At 66.1% G+C, this 14,372-nt stretch carries 14 protein-coding genes and 1 pseudogene; 6 read left to right on the top strand and 9 right to left on the bottom strand.

The features are described 5' to 3' along the window. Positions 1-52: 52 nt before the first annotated feature. The 5 genes from G3N62_RS09555 (at position 53) to G3N62_RS09535 (ending at position 3,348) form a co-directional block, all read left to right on the top strand. Positions 53-598, top strand: a complete 546-nt coding sequence (locus G3N62_RS09555; protein ID WP_124669319.1) for a thioesterase family protein — start codon at positions 53-55, stop codon at positions 596-598. Positions 599-627: 29 nt separating this feature from the next. Continuing rightward, complete coding sequence (locus G3N62_RS09550; RefSeq protein WP_059556535.1) at positions 628-1,095, top strand: hypothetical protein; 468 nt, start codon at positions 628-630, stop codon at positions 1,093-1,095. 187 nt (positions 1,096-1,282) lie between these two features. Beyond that, positions 1,283-1,876, top strand: coding sequence for a cytochrome b/b6 domain-containing protein (locus G3N62_RS09545; RefSeq protein WP_059556534.1), 594 nt, complete (start codon positions 1,283-1,285; stop codon positions 1,874-1,876). A 2-nt stretch (positions 1,877-1,878) separates the two neighbouring features. Continuing rightward, complete coding sequence (locus G3N62_RS09540; RefSeq protein ID WP_034191378.1) at positions 1,879-2,670, top strand: molybdopterin-dependent oxidoreductase; 792 nt, start codon at positions 1,879-1,881, stop codon at positions 2,668-2,670. Positions 2,671-2,733: 63 nt separating this feature from the next. Next, positions 2,734-3,348, top strand: a complete 615-nt coding sequence (locus G3N62_RS09535; protein WP_124669320.1) for a hypothetical protein — start codon at positions 2,734-2,736, stop codon at positions 3,346-3,348. 124 nt (positions 3,349-3,472) lie between these two features. Here the strand turns inward: G3N62_RS09535 and G3N62_RS09530 are convergent, their stop codons facing one another. Both G3N62_RS09530 and G3N62_RS09525 read right to left on the bottom strand, forming a co-directional pair. Further along, positions 3,473-4,303, bottom strand: a complete 831-nt coding sequence (locus G3N62_RS09530; RefSeq protein ID WP_124669321.1) for an oxidoreductase — start codon at positions 4,301-4,303, stop codon at positions 3,473-3,475. A gap of 142 nt (positions 4,304-4,445) precedes the next feature. After that, on the bottom strand, positions 4,446-5,192 hold the full coding sequence (locus G3N62_RS09525) for a glucose 1-dehydrogenase (protein ID WP_124669322.1): 747 nt from the start codon (positions 5,190-5,192) through the stop codon (positions 4,446-4,448). Positions 5,193-5,330: 138 nt separating this feature from the next. Here G3N62_RS09525 and G3N62_RS09520 point away from each other — a divergent pair, with 138 nt between their 5' ends. Continuing rightward, positions 5,331-6,200, top strand: a complete 870-nt coding sequence (locus G3N62_RS09520) for a LysR family transcriptional regulator (protein ID WP_124669323.1) — start codon at positions 5,331-5,333, stop codon at positions 6,198-6,200. A gap of 187 nt (positions 6,201-6,387) precedes the next feature. Here the strand turns inward: G3N62_RS09520 and G3N62_RS09515 are convergent. The 7 genes and pseudogenes from G3N62_RS09515 to G3N62_RS09485 form a co-directional block, all read right to left on the bottom strand. Continuing rightward, positions 6,388-6,825, bottom strand: a pseudogene (locus tag G3N62_RS09515) (helix-turn-helix domain-containing protein); the annotation flags it as partial. 313 nt (positions 6,826-7,138) lie between these two features. Beyond that, on the bottom strand, positions 7,139-8,584 hold the full coding sequence (locus G3N62_RS09510) for an NAD-dependent succinate-semialdehyde dehydrogenase (RefSeq protein WP_124669324.1): 1,446 nt from the start codon (positions 8,582-8,584) through the stop codon (positions 7,139-7,141). Positions 8,585-8,734: 150 nt separating this feature from the next. Next, a complete protein-coding gene (locus tag G3N62_RS09505; RefSeq protein ID WP_124669325.1) occupies positions 8,735-10,033 on the bottom strand; it encodes a cytochrome c in 1,299 nt (432 codons plus the stop codon). Between the two features lie 14 nt (positions 10,034-10,047). Further along, a complete protein-coding gene (locus tag G3N62_RS09500) occupies positions 10,048-12,267 on the bottom strand; it encodes a xanthine dehydrogenase family protein molybdopterin-binding subunit (RefSeq protein WP_124609847.1) in 2,220 nt (739 codons plus the stop codon). 1 nt (position 12,268) lies between these two features. Beyond that, positions 12,269-12,724 carry a (2Fe-2S)-binding protein gene (locus tag G3N62_RS09495; protein WP_021162722.1) on the bottom strand — a complete coding sequence of 152 codons (456 nt, stop codon included), beginning with the start codon at positions 12,722-12,724 and terminating at the stop codon, positions 12,269-12,271. A gap of 134 nt (positions 12,725-12,858) precedes the next feature. Further along, entirely contained in the window at positions 12,859-13,158 is a 300-nt protein-coding gene (locus G3N62_RS09490) for a putative quinol monooxygenase (protein WP_034191386.1), read from the bottom strand. 93 nt (positions 13,159-13,251) lie between these two features. Then, positions 13,252-14,310 carry an NADP-dependent oxidoreductase gene (locus G3N62_RS09485; protein WP_124669326.1) on the bottom strand — a complete coding sequence of 353 codons (1,059 nt, stop codon included), beginning with the start codon at positions 14,308-14,310 and terminating at the stop codon, positions 13,252-13,254. Between the last annotated feature and the right edge of the window lie 62 nt (positions 14,311-14,372).

Here is a 14,372-nt window from a genome sequence, read left to right as displayed (position 1 = left end):
TACGAATGCCGCGACGCGCGCGCTGCCCCGGCACCGTCAACCCCCACCATTCATGAATCTACTGTTGCGTTTGTGCGTTACGTTCCTGCTGAGCCGGCGACGTCGGCGACTGCATGTCCTCGACACCTGCGTCACGCCGTTCCGCGTGTGGCCCAATGACCTCGATGTGCTGCGCCACATGACGAATGGCCGCTACTTCGCCATTCTCGATCTGGGGCGGGTCGATCTGTTGCTGCGCTCGCGCGTGTGGCCGCGCGTCAATGCGCAAAAGTGGTATCCCGTCGTCACGCTCGAGACGATACGATTTCATCGATCGCTGCATTTGTGGGAGCGTTACGACGTCACGACGCGTGTGATCGGTTGGGACGAAAAACATGTGTTTCTGGAGCAGGGGTTCAGGCGTGGCGGGGCCGAGGTCGCGCTCGGCGTCGTGCGAACGCGGTTCCTGAAGCGCGGCGGCGGCACCGTGCCGACCGACGAACTACTGGCGCGGATCGGCGTGACCCAGCCATCGCCCGATCTGCCCGAATGGGTCGTGCAATGGAGCCGGGCCGAGGGCGGGATGACGGTGCGTGCGGAATCGGTCCTGCAAACCTGACGCACCGCGATGCGTAGCCGGGTGCGGACATGCTGTCAGCGGTCGCCATGGCCTTCGTCGGCGCCGGCAGTATGGCGGTCGGCGTGGCCGACGACATGATCGTCCCGGGGGCAGGGCAGTTCGGTTGCGGCGCGGTGCATGCGCTCGGCAGCTGGGACACGAGGGTGACCGCCACGCCCCCCAAAGACGCGGGCAAGCTGACCATCCGGGTCCTGCTCGCGAACCCCGGAGCGTCAACACAGGCGCCCAGGTGTCGGCGCCGCCTGACTAAGCCCGTCGAGCGGGTCACCGGCCGCGTCTTCGTGAAGACGGCATGGAGTCTCGACACACTGAACGCCGACCTGGTCGCCACCCCCGACGACGTGATGGCGCGCTATCGGGTCGCTTTCGGGCACGGTGACGGCATGTGGCGGGATAAATCCGCCACCTTCAATGCGCGCGAGGGGCTGAGCGTGCTCGGCGTCGAAGCGTACCTGCGGCTGGTCGGCCCTCGCTGACGCGTCCCTCGGCGGCCTGCCGCCGTTGTTCCGGCCGGCCGCCTGTACATCGGCTCGGCAGGAGTCCGACCGGGGTCGGTCGTTCGACCGATACCGGCGCGTCGCGGCAATTGCGATCCTTCTCGTCACGCCCATGTCACCACGGCATGGCCCGCGCACCATCCGCAAGGTTACGAGGACGTTCGCTTTGAAGCGCTCGACGATTCATCCGCTGTGGGTTCGTCTTTTCCACTGGCTCAATGCCGCCGCAGTCATCGCCCTGTGCCTGAGCGGCTGGCAGGTCTACAACGCTTCGCCGATTTTCAGGACGGTTACGTTTCCGCCTTCCATCACGCTTGGCGGTTGGCTGGGCGGTGCGCTCCTGTGGCACTTCGCGGCGATGTGGATCCTGGCCGGCAACCTGTTCGTCTATCTCGTGCTCGGCATTGCAACCGGGCGGTTGCGCAGGAAGCTGCTGCCGCTCGGCGTGCGGGCGGTCTTTTCCGACCTCGCCGCCGCGCTGCGCGGAAAGCTGGGTCATGACGATCCGGCACGGTACAACGCCGTGCAGAAGTTCGCGTATCTCGGCGTGCTCTTCGATATCGGGCTGCTCGTGCTGTCGGGGCTCGCTATCTGGAAACCGGTGCAGTTCCCGGTCCTGCGGACATTGATGGGTGGATTCGACAACGCGCGCGTCGTTCATTTCGTCGCCATGAGCGTGATCGTCGGTTTTTTTGCCGTTCACATCGTGATGGTCGCGCTCGTTCCGCGCTCACTGCTGACGATGATTCGAGGGCGCTGATCATGCATGAGCCAAAACGTTCCCCTCACGCCGATCGCGTCTCGCAGCTCGATGCGGATGCGATCGTCAAGGATGCGCGCAACGCACTCCAGTCGACGCAACGCCGCCTGTTCGGCAAGCGAATCCTCACGCTCGGCGGACTGATGCTGCTTTCCGGCTGCGAGCTGACCGACGACCAGTCAGTGAACACGATGCTGCGCCGCGTGTCGTCGTTCAACGACGACGTGCAGGCGTTGCTGTTCGATCCGCGCAAGCTTGCGCCGACGTATCCGGAGTCGATGATCGCACGGCCTTTCCCGTTCAATGCGTATTACGACATCGACCAGGTGCCGGACGTGGATGCGGCGAGATATCGGCTCCAGGTCGGCGGACTGGTCAAAGGCAAGCGTGCGTGGACGCTCGACGAACTCCGTGCGCTGCCGCAGGAAAGCCAGGTCACGCGGCATATCTGCATCGAAGGGTGGAGCGCGATCGGGAAGTGGGGCGGCGTGCGATTTTCGGACTTCCTGTTGCGCGCCGGCGCCGACACCACCGCGAAGTACGTCGCGCTGCATTGCGCCGACAACTACTGGACGAGCATCGACATGCCGACTGCGCTCCATCCGCAAACGCTGCTGACTCTCACCTATGACGGCAGCGTCTTGCCGGCGAAGTACGGCTTCCCGATGAAGCTGCGCATGCCGACCAAGCTCGGATACAAGAATCCCAAACATATCGTCGCCATCACGGTGACCAACGCATTCCCGGGCGGTTATTGGGAAAACCAGGGATACAACTGGTTTGGCGGTTCCTGAGCCCTTGGCCCTGGATATCGCGCCGGTGACATTCTCGATCGCAACCTCTTCAAAGGAGCATTCATGTCCATTCGACTCAAACTCGTCGCTTCCGTCGTCGCGGCTACGCTGGCCGGCAGTGCGCTCGCGCAATCCGCTGCGAGCAAGCCCGAGCGCATTCGCGGCGACATCGTCTCGTTTTCCGGCAGCAGCCTGAAGGTACACCGCCGCAGCGGCGAGACCGTGCTCATCAATGTCGCACCGTCGGCCAACGTGAACGCGGTGAAGGCGATTCAGCTTTCCGATATCAAACCCGGTTCCTATGTCGGCGCGGCGGCCATGCCGGGCGAGAACGGCAAGTTGATCGCGAAGGAAGTGCTCGTGTTCCCCGAAGCCGCGCGCGGCATGGGTGAAGGCCACTATGCATGGGATCTCGCCGCGAACAGCACGATGACGAACGCCAATGTCGATACGGTCGTTCAAGGCACGAGCGGGCGCGATCTCAAGCTGTCGTACAAGGGCGGCAGCAACACGATCACGGTGCCGCCCGACGCACCGGTCGTGACGCTCGTCCCGGCGACGCGCGCCGATTTGTCGACGGGCAAGAAGATCTTCGTCGTGGCCACGCCGGGCAAGGACGGGGCCTACGACGGACGCCAGATCGTGGTCGAGAAGGATGGCGTCGCACCTCCGATGTAAGCCGGCCGCCCGGCGGGCGACACGTCGTTCGCCGGCGTGCAACCCGATCGAACCGATGGGCGAGGACCGGGCGGAGCGTCCGCGATTCCGTGTTCGGGCCGACCGTCACGTCGGCCCGGCGCCATCAATCGAAGTCGGTTGCGATGGACAGCGCACGCCACGCGTCGATGTCCTGGCGGAACGCCTTCAGCTTGCGCTCCGCAATGGCATGCGCGTTCGGCCCGATCGGCAGGTGCAAGGGCGGATCGTCCGAGTCGATTGCCTGAATCATTACCGCGGCGGCTTTGGCAGGATCGCCTGCCTGATGTCCGTCGTTGCTGTCGCGGTAGCTGCGCGCGGAGCCGCCAGTTGCCGCATAGTCGCTGATCTGCTGCCTGGCGACCGCGATCGAGCGCCCCAGGAATTCGGTTCGAAACGGACCCGGCTCGACGATGATCACGCGAATGCCCATCGGTTCGAGTTCCTGCGCGAGTGCCTCCGACAGGCCTTCGACCGCAAACTTCGTCGCGTTGTAATAGCCGCGGCCACCCGAACCGGCGATACCGGCACCGGACGACAGGTTTACGATCCTGCCGCCTCCGGTGCGTCGCATCAGCGGCAATGCCGCACGCGTCGTCTCGACGAGTCCGAAGACGTTCACATCGAATAACGGCCGGTATTCCTCCGGGGTGCCTTCTTCGATCGCCCCCATGAATCCATGCCCGGCGTTATTGACCAGCACGTCCAACCTGCCGAACGTTTCGGCCGTCAAGGCAATGGCCGCTTGTATCGTCTCCGGCTTCGTCACGTCCAACGCTGCAACACGCAGCGTGTCCGGGTAATGCCGAGCGAGATCGCGTAGCGTTTCCGGCGCACGCGCCGTTGCCACCACGTGGTCGCCGCGCGCGGCCGCCATGCGTGCGAGATGCAGGCCGAAGCCGCCGGAGCAGCCGGTGATCAACCAGGTTTTGTTCATGCGTTTCTCCTTTCACTTGATGCTGTGTTTCGATTCGCTCGACGGGGCATGCCAACATGCGCGCCGATGCGGAACCGACATGTTTCTCGTGGAAGCGCTCATGTCTGTTGCGCACGGCGTGCATGCCCGCGAGCAGGCCACGTCAGCGCATGCCGCCTGACGCAAGGACGATCTCGCCCGTCATCCACCCCGAGTCGTCCGACGCGAGAAACGAAACGATGGGCGCGATGTCCCGCACCTGGCCGATACGGCCAAGCGGTGTCTGGTCCGCGTTCCACGTTTCGAAGTCCGAGCCGATCACCGCGGCAGCATGGGTGCCCTCCGTTTCCACCAGGCCGGGGTTCACGGCATTGACCCGGATGCCGCGCGGGCCGAGCTCCCGCGAGAGCACGCCGGTGATGGCGTCGATGGCGCCTTTCGTGCCGCTGTAGATGGCGCTTTCGGCCGGCAGGACGCGCGTCACGTTGGAACCGATGTTGACGATGCTGCCGCCTTTGCCGAGATGCGGCGCCGCGGCCCCGACGACCAGCAGCGGGCCGAGAACGTTGATGTCGAATTGCTCGCGGTAGCGCGCCTCGGTGGTCTCCTCGATTCTGGCGAACTGATAGACGCCGGCGTTGTTCACCACGATATCCAACCGTCCGAAATGGTCGACGGCTACGTTGACGAGCGCCTCGACCTCCGTCTTGTTCGTCACGTCGGCGCGCACCGCCAATGCCTGCCCACCGGCGGCCTGAATGTCCGCGACGACCTTTTCGGCATTGCTCGCGCTCGATGCGTAGTTGACGACGACCTGTGCGCCGTCGGCCGCCAGCCGGCGCGCGATGCCTGCGCCTATTCCTTTCGATGCTCCCGTCACGATCGCGACCTTGCCCTTCAACTTGTCCATGACTTCACGCTCCGCAGACGTTGGCCCCCGGCGGGGCGGTTCGGTTGATGAAAGTCACCATCGTGAGGCTCACACAATTGTTTGTGAATGGTCGTTCTTGTATATTTGGCGTACATTTTTGAACGACGATCCATCGCAATGGAATGGAGTGATGTCCGGGTCTTTCTGGCGGTCAAGCGGGGCGGATCTTTCGGTGCGGCAGCCCGAAGCCTGGGCGTGAGCCATCCGACGATCGGCCGCCGGATCAAGGCACTCGAGGATGAAGCCGGGCAGGCGTTGTTTCGCAGGACCGCGGATGGGCTCGTGCTCACGGACGCCGGGGATACCGTGCTGAGCCTGGCCGAAGCCATGGAAAACGCGGCGCTGGCCATGGAACGGCGTCTGGCCGGTAATCAAGACCGTCTCGAAGGCATCTTGCGTATATCGTGCGCGGAGTGGTTCGCCGGCTACGTTCTCGCGCCGGTTCTGGCGGAACTGGCGCGCCGTCATCCGGCCGTGGTGCCGGAAGTGATCGCGAGTTACCGATTGCTGAGCTTGTCACGCCGCGAGGCCGACCTGGCCTTCCGGATCGTTCCTTTCACCGAACCGGACATCGTTCAGCGCCGCCTGATGAGCGTTCCGTACGGTCTTTACGGCACGGCCGAAACCGTCCGTGCGTTGCGGCATGATCCTGCTTCGGTGGGGTTGATCGTGATGAACACGGCGCAATTTCACTTCCCCGATGTCGCCTGGCTGCTCGACAGGTTCCCTCGGTCGCGGCGTGTCTTCACCAGCACGAGCCGCGCCGTTCAGGCCAGGATGTGTGGGGCAGGCATGGGCATGGCGGTCCTGCCACGGCCGCTGGGCGACGCGACATCGGCACTGCTGCGCATCGAAACGCCGGAGCCGCCACCGTCCAGAGACATATGGGTGGGTTATCACCATGACCTTCGGCATATGGATCGCTTGCGCGCGATGCTCGATATCGCCGATACGATGCTGAGCGAATCCCGGATTCAGATGTCGTAGCGCCAGCTCAATACAGATGTCGCATGTTTCATCGGCCTTTGCGTCATTCAGCGTTGAAGCACCGAGCCTGAAGCAGCAGGGCGCTTGCGTTTATCCACGGGCCTTGGCGGACCGCTGGTTCGATTCCGCTCGAGATGTAACCTGCAGAATTGCGGCATCCATGTCTGCCGCCTGAAACGGCGTGGCTCAGTTCACCCAGGCACGCCCGACGCGCTCGCGGCTGATAAACCTTCGGCGGCCGCTGCCGGCGCGGAATCCACAAGCCAGCCTCCGTCATCAGCTTCCGGACCGTCTCCTTGGCCAGCCGAATGCCGTGACATTCCCAGAGCTTCTCGCAAGCCAGTGTCGGTCCGAAATCGGCGTAGCGATCACGGATGACCGATAGCGCCCGGTCGGCGGCTCCTGGGTCCAGCCGACGGTTGCCGGGCTTCGATCGGTGTCCCGATACCAAACCCGCCGCGCCATGTTCCCGAAGTCGGGCGACCAGCCGGCGAATCTGCCGGGTCGTCAGTTCCAGCCGTTCCGCTGCACGCCACGGCTTGAGCTTGCCATCCGCCACGTCCTGAATGACCTTGAATCGGTCCAGCTCGCGCATCGTCATCGTGATCCGCTCCGTTGCAGCCATCGCAGCCTCCGGCGCCGGACACCCGGCGGCCGGACAGCTTACGCGGCACGAAAGCGGACATTTCTATGTAGCCAAAAGCGGACATTTCAATCTAGCCACTACAATCCAAACTGTCGATAATTCATGTTATGTAAAATCAAATATTGGATGACGGCTACCCCGTTTTCCCGCACGTCCCGACGATCTTCGATCGTGATAAATCCTTCCGACAAAGCACTCAAGGAATTACCGGGCGCATGCCGTGCATGGCATGCGCCCGGTGACACGCGAAACCTGAAAAAATGCCCGCCGTAGCGGGCACACGCGACACGCGTCAGACGGCCATCACCGTGACCGACTTCGTGACGAGGTACGGCTCGAGCGCTTCCGGCCCGCCTTCCGACCCATAGCCCGAATCCTTCACGCCGCCGAACGGCATTTCCGGCCACGGCGTTGCCGGCTGGTTGATCCACAGCATCCCGACTTCCAGGCGCTGCGTGAGCAGATGCACGTTCGCGAACGAACGCGTGAACGCATAGCCGGCCAGCCCGAACGGCAGACGGTTCGCTTCGGCGATCGCGTCCTCGAGCTTGTCGAAGCCGCGAATCGCCGCGACCGGGCCGAACGGCTCGGTGTTGAACACGTCCGCTTCGAGCGGCACGTCCGCGATCACGGTCGGCGCGAAGAAGTTGCCTTCCGAGCCGATCCGCTCGCCGCCGGTTTCGATGCGCGCACCGACCTTGCGTGCGTTGTCGACGACCGACGCCATCGCGGTGAGGCGGCGCGGGTTCGCGAGCGCACCGAGCGTCGTGCCTTCCTCGAGACCGTTGCCGACCTTCAGCCCTTCCGCATGCTTGACCAGCGCACGCGTGAATTCGTCACGGATGCTGTTGTGCACGAGGAAGCGCGTGGGCGAAATGCAGACCTGCCCTGCGTTGCGGAACTTCGCACCGCCGGCGGCCTTCACCGCGAGCGCGACGTCGGCGTCTTCCGCGACGATCACCGGTGCGTGGCCGCCCAGCTCCATCGTCGCGCGCTTCATGTGCAGGCCGGCCAGCGAGGCAAGCTGCTTGCCGACCGGCGTCGAACCGGTGAACGTGACCTTGCGGATCACCGGGTGCGGGATCAGGTACGACGAGATTTCGGCAGGATCGCCGTACACGAGGCCGATCACGCCGGCCGGCACGCCGGCGTCGACGAACGCGCGCAACAGCGCGGCCGGCGACGCCGGGGTTTCTTCCGGCGCCTTCACGAGGAACGAACAGCCGGTCGCGAGCGCCGCGCTCAGCTTGCGCACGACCTGGTTGACCGGGAAATTCCACGGCGTGAATGCGGCAACCGGGCCGACCGGTTCCTTCACGACCGTCTGCTGCGCGCCGAGGTTGCGCGGCGGCACGATCCGGCCGTACACACGGCGGCCTTCGTCCGCGAACCATTCGATGATGTCGGCCGCCGACAGCACTTCGACGCGTGCTTCGGTGAGCGGCTTGCCCTGCTCCTGCGTCATCAGCTGCGCGATCGCGTCGGCGCGTTCGCGCACGAGTGCGGCCGCCTTGCGCATCGTCGCCGCGCGCTCGTGCGCGGGCACCTTGCGCCACGTTTCGAAGCCGCGCTGCGCGGCGGCGAGCGCACGGTCGAGATCGGCGATGCCCGCGTGGGCCACCTTGCCGATCGGCTTGCCGGTCGCCGGGTTCACGACGTCGATCGTCTTGCCGCTCGCGGCGTCGACCCACTCGCCGTCGATCAGCAGTTGCGTATCCGTATAAGTCACGTTAGCCATCCAGACACCCCTACATTGCGTCGATTGAAGGCGCGCTGCCGCGAACGGCCGCGCGCCGGTTGACAGAAAGAGCCAGGCCGCCGGGGCAGGCACGCACCCGGCGGTGTCGACGACAGGCGCGGCCCGCCGTCGTCCCGCATCGCGCCGCGCTCAGTGCGCGGCCGCCGTCGCCTTGCGGAGTTTCGCGACGTCCGCCGCCTGCACGGCCGGCGCGCCGTTGTTCCAGCCGGCGCGCATGAACGTCAGCACGTCGGCGATCTGCTGGTCGTTCAGCTGGTTCGAGAACGCCGGCATCGGATAGGCGGACGGCACACCGCCGATCACGAGCGTGTCGCTGCCGTTCAGCGTCACGTTGATCAGCGACGATGCATCGGCCTCGAGCACGTTCGGATTGCCGGCGAGCGGCGCGAGCAGCGGCGCGTAACCGCGCCCGTCCGCACCGTGGCAATGCAGGCAGTAAGCGTTATACACCTTCGCGCCCGGATCGGCTGCCGGCCGGCCCAGCGCCACCTGCGTCGCCTTCGGATCGTAGCTGTACGGCGGCGCACCGGTGCCGCCTGCGGCCGGCAGCGATTTCAGGTAGCGCGACATCGCGGCCAGGTCGTCGTCCGTCAACGCCTGCGTGCTGTGGTTGATCACGCTCACCATCGAGCCGAATGCGGTCGCGTGACGGTTCGCGCCGGTCTTCAGGAACTGCGCGACCTCGGCCTCGTTCCAGCGGCCGAGCCCCGTATTGTGCTCGCCGGTCAGGTTCGACGCGAACCAGTTGTCGATCGACGCACCCGACAGGAACGCCGTGCCGCGTTCGTCGAGTGCCTTCTCCTGGAAGCCGACACCGCGCGGCGTGTGGCACGACCCGCAGTGCCCGAGCCCCTGCACGAGATAGGCGCCGCGGTTCCACATCGCGTCCTTGTCCGGCTTGTCGGCATAAGGCGTCGAGTCGAGGAACACCATGTTCCACAGCGCGAGCGGCCAGCGCATGTTGAGCGGCCAGGGAATGTCGGACGGACGGTTCGCCTGCTTGACCGGCTCGACGCCGTGCATGAAGTACGCATACAGCGCCTTCACGTCGTCGTCCTTCAGCTTCGCGTACGACGGATACGGCATCGCCGGATACAGGTTGTGGCCGTCCTTCGCGACGCCCTTGCGCAGCGCGCCCGCGAACTCGGCTTCCGTATAGCCGCCAATGCCCGTCTCCGGATCGGGCGTGATGTTGGTCGTGTAGATCGCGCCCATCGGCGTGACCATCTTCAGGCCGCCCGCGAACGGCGTACCGCGCGGCGCGGTGTGGCACGCAACGCAGTCGCCGGCTTTCGCGAGATAGGCGCCGCGCGCGACGAGCGCGCTGTCGGTCGGTGCCGTTTCCGCGGCATGCGCGATCGTGCCGGCCAGCAGCACGGACAATGCAAGCAGCGACGCGCGGAGCGTGTTCAGGGTGAGGTTTCGCATGGTCGTCCCCTCCCTCAAGCCGTCTTCAGCTGGTTGCCGACCGGCAGCTTGCGCAGCCGCGTGCCGGTCGCCGCGAAGATCGCGTTCGACAGCGCCGCCGCCGTCGCCGCCGTGCCCGGCTCGCCGATCCCGCCCGGCGCTTCGCCGCTCTTGACCAGATGGACCTCGATCGGCGGCGTCTCGTTGATCCGCATCATCCGGTAGTCGGTAAAGTTGCTCTGCATCACGCGGCCGTCCTCGATCGTGATCTCGCCGTACAGCGCGCCCGTGATCCCGAAGATGATGCCGCCCTGCACCTGCGCCTCGATCGTGTTCGGATTGACGACCATCCCGCAATCGACCGCGCACACGGCGCGCTTGACCTGCACCTCGCCGCCGTCCACCGCGACGTCGATGACGATCGAGAAGAAGCTGCCGAACGCGTGCATCACCGACACGCCCCGCCCCTGCCCCTTCGGCAACGACGCGCCCCAGCCGGCGGCCTTCGTCGCGACGTCGAGCACGTTGCGTGCGCGCGGCGTCTTGTCGAGCAGCGCGCGGCGATATTGCACGGGGTCGGTCTTGGTCTGCGCGGCGAGTTCGTCGATGAAGCTCTCGACGACGAACGTGCCCCGGGTCGGCCCGACGCCGCGCCAGAACGCGGTCGGCACGTGGCGCGGCTCCTGGCGCACGTAGTCGACGAGCTGGTTCGGCAGGTCGTACGGCAGTTCGGCCGCGACCTCGACCGCGTCGGGATCGACGCCGTTCTGGAATGCGGGCGGCGCGAAGCGTGCCATGATCGACGAACCGACGATTCGGTGCTGCCATGCGACGGGCTTGCCGTTCGCGTCGAGGCCGGCCGAAATCTTGTCGTAGTAGCACGGCCGGTACATGTCGTGCTGAACGTCTTCCTCGCGTGTCCAGATCACCTTCACCGGCGCGTTGACCTGCTTGCCGACCTTCACGGCCTGGCCGATCATGTCGGTCTCGAGCCGACGCCCGAAGCCGCCGCCGAGCAGATGGTTGTGCACGACGATCTTGTCGGGCGACAGGCCCGTGAGTTGCTGCGCGGTGTCGACCGCGCGCGTCGGCACCTGCGTGCCGACCCAGATCTCGCAGCCGTCGCCGCGCACGTGCACCGTGCAGTTCACGGGCTCCATCGTCGCGTGCGCGAGCAACGGCTGTTCGTAGACGGCGTCGACACGCGTCTTCGCGTTCGCGAATGCCTTGCCGACGTCCCCTTCCTTGCGTGCGACCGCGCCCTTGCCGTTCGCCGCCGCCTGCGCGAGATCCGCGAACAGATCCTTGGTCGACACCTTCGCGCCCGCGCCCTCGTTCCACTTCACGACGAGTGCCGATGCGCCGCGCTTCGCGGCCCACGTATGATCGCCGACCACCGCGACCGCGTTGTCGACGCGCACGACCTGGCGCACGCCGGGAATCTTTTTCGCGGCCGTATCGTCGACGCTCGCGACCGTGCCGCCGAATACCGGGCTGTTCACGATCACCGCGTACAGCATGCCGGGCAGGCGCACGTCGAGCCCGAACTGCGCGGTGCCGTCGACCTTCTCCGGCGAGTCGAGGCGCTTCGCGGGCGTGCCGATCAGCTTGAAATCCTCGGGCTTCTTCAGGACGACGTCCTTCGGCACCGGCAGTTTCGCCGCGGCGTCGGCCAACTGGCCGTACGATGCGCGCCGGCCGCTGGGCGGATGCTGCACTTCGCCGTTCGCCGCGCGGCAGGTGGCCGGATCGACGTTCCATTGTTTCGCGGCCGCCGAGACCAGCAGGGTGCGCGCGGTGGCGCCCGCGCGGCGCATCGGTTCCCACGCATAACGCACCGACGTCGAGCCGCCGGTGAGCTGGCCGCCGAGCAGCGGATCCATGAACAGTTTCTCGTTCGGCGGCGCGTGGTCGAGCGTCACGTTCGACAGCGGCACTTCGAGCTCCTCGGCGATCAGCATCGGCAGCGCCGTATAGACACCCTGCCCCATCTCGACTTTCGGCATCACCAGCGTGACCTTGCCGGCACGGTCGATCTGCACGAACGCGTTCGGCGCGAACACGCCGGGCTGCGCCGGTTCGGCCGCGTCACCGCCGATCACCGAGCGCCGCGCATCGTCGCCCGCCGCCGGCAGGCTGAAGCCGAGCAGCAATCCGCCGCCGGCCGCCGCGCCAAGCGACATGCCGAGTTTGAGGAACGAACGGCGCGACACGCCCGCGCCGGCCCGACCTGCTTCGATCAATCCTCGCGACATGTCAGGCCTCCTTCGCGGCTTGCTTCACGGCCGCGCGAATCCGGTTGTACGTGCCGCAGCGGCAGATATTGCCGGCCATCGCCGCGTCGATGTCGGCGTCGCTCGGGTTGGGGTTCGACGCGATCAGCGCGGTGGCCGCCATCACCTGCCCCGACTGGCAGTAGCCGCACTGGACGACGTCGAGCTCGCGCCATGCCTGCTGGACCTTGTGGCCGGCCGGCGTCGCGCCGACGGCTTCGATCGTCGTGATCTTGCGGCCCGCGACGGCCGCGACCGGCAGGACGCACGAACGCGCGGCGACGCCGTCGAGATGCACGGTGCACGCGCCGCATTGCGCGATTCCGCAGCCGAACTTGGTGCCGGTCAGACCGACGACGTCGCGCAGTACCCAGAGCAAGGGCATGTCGTCGGGGGCGTCGACCGTGCGGGTTTCGCCGTTGATGTTGAGGGTGACCATTCAGCCTCCGGGCCGGTGTATTGGGGAAGCGGCGCGAACGACGTTGCGCCGTGTTTTCTTCATGTCCGCTGCGTGGTGCGCAACGGATGCCGCGCGGCCCTGATGGGGGCGAGCCGCGTGGGGGTACTGCATCGTTACTCGGCCACGTCGATGCCCGACAGCACCTTGATGACCGGCGGCGCCGTGAACCAGTCGGCCGACTTCACACGGAATTCGCCGAAATACGGGCTCGCGAGGTGCGCGTCGAACGCGGCCTGGTCGTCGTAGATCTCGTACAGGTGCAGGTTCGGCGAGCCGTCCTGTTCGCGGAACAGGTCGTAGCGCCGGTTGCCCGGTTCGGTACGCGTCTTCGCGACCATGCTGCGCAGTTCGGCCTCGGCGGCCTGCGCATGTTCGGGTTTCACGAACAGCGAAGCGATTACGTGAAGCGCCATGTCGTCACTCCTTTGGAAACGGAATCGAGCATGCCACAAGCTGGCGGCGCGCGACGCCAGCGTGCAACGCATGCGGGTGGTCGTACCGCGAGATCAAGCCAGTTCGTCCGGGCCGACGCGCACGACGACCTTGCCGAAATTCTTGCCGGCAAGCAAGCCGATCAGGGCTTCCGGTGCGTCGGCAAGCTCGGGAACGACGTCCTCGCGCGTCTTCACCTTGCCCTGCGCGACCCACTCGCTCATGTCCTTCAGGAATGGCGCATAGCCGGTCGCATAGTGATCGAGGATGATGAAACCCTGCATCCGGATGCGCTTGCGCAGGATCGTGCCCATCAGCGCCGGCACGCGATCGCGGCCGGTCGACACGGCCTTGTCGTCGTATGCCGTGTCGTTGTAATGCGCAATGATCCCGCAGACGGGCACGCGCGCATGGTCGTTCAGCAGCGGCCAGACCGCGTCGAACACCGCGCCGCCCACGTTCTCGAAATAGACGTCGATGCCGTTCGGGCACGCGTCCTTCAGCCTCGCGGCGAACGCCGGATCGCGATGGTCGACGCATGCGTCGAAGCCGAGTGTGCCGGTCACGTACGCGCACTTGTCGGCGCCGCCCGCGACGCCGACCACGCGGCAGCCCTTCAGCTTCGCGATCTGGCCGACCACTGCGCCGACCGCGCCGCTCGCTGCCGCGACGACCACCGTCTCGCCGGCTTTCGGCTCGCCGATCTTCAGCAACCCCGTGTACGCGGTGAAGCCCGGCATGCCGAGCACGCCGAGGGCAAACGACGGATGCGCGAAATCGCGGCCGAGCGGGATCAGGTCGCGTCCGTCCGACAGCGCGTAGTCCTGCCAGCCGGCTCCGGCGACGACGAGATCGCCTTCGCGGAAGGCAGGCAGGTTCGACGTTACGACTTGGCTGACCGTGCCGCCGACCATCGGCTGGCCGAGCTCGGCAGGCGGCGCGTAGGACGGCGTGTCGTTCATCCGGCCGCGCATGTACGGATCGAGCGACAACCAGATCGTGCGCAGCAGCACCTGGCCGGCGCCCGGCGTCGGCACGTCGCCGGTTTCGGCGCGGAAGTTGTCCGGTGTCGGGGCGCCGACCGGGCGCGAATTCAGGATGATCTGGCGGTTTGTGGTCTTGCTTTGCGGCATGTGGGCCTCCGTCGACAGGAATGAAGATGCTTCGTGAGCACGATCGGATCAGGGGTGGATCA

The organism is Burkholderia sp. Tr-20355 (assembly GCF_017104685.1).
In the GTDB taxonomy this organism is placed as follows: domain Bacteria; phylum Pseudomonadota; class Gammaproteobacteria; order Burkholderiales; family Burkholderiaceae; genus Burkholderia; species Burkholderia seminalis.
Note: the sequence above shows the minus strand (reverse complement) of the source record. Positions and strands in the feature narration are given on the sequence as shown.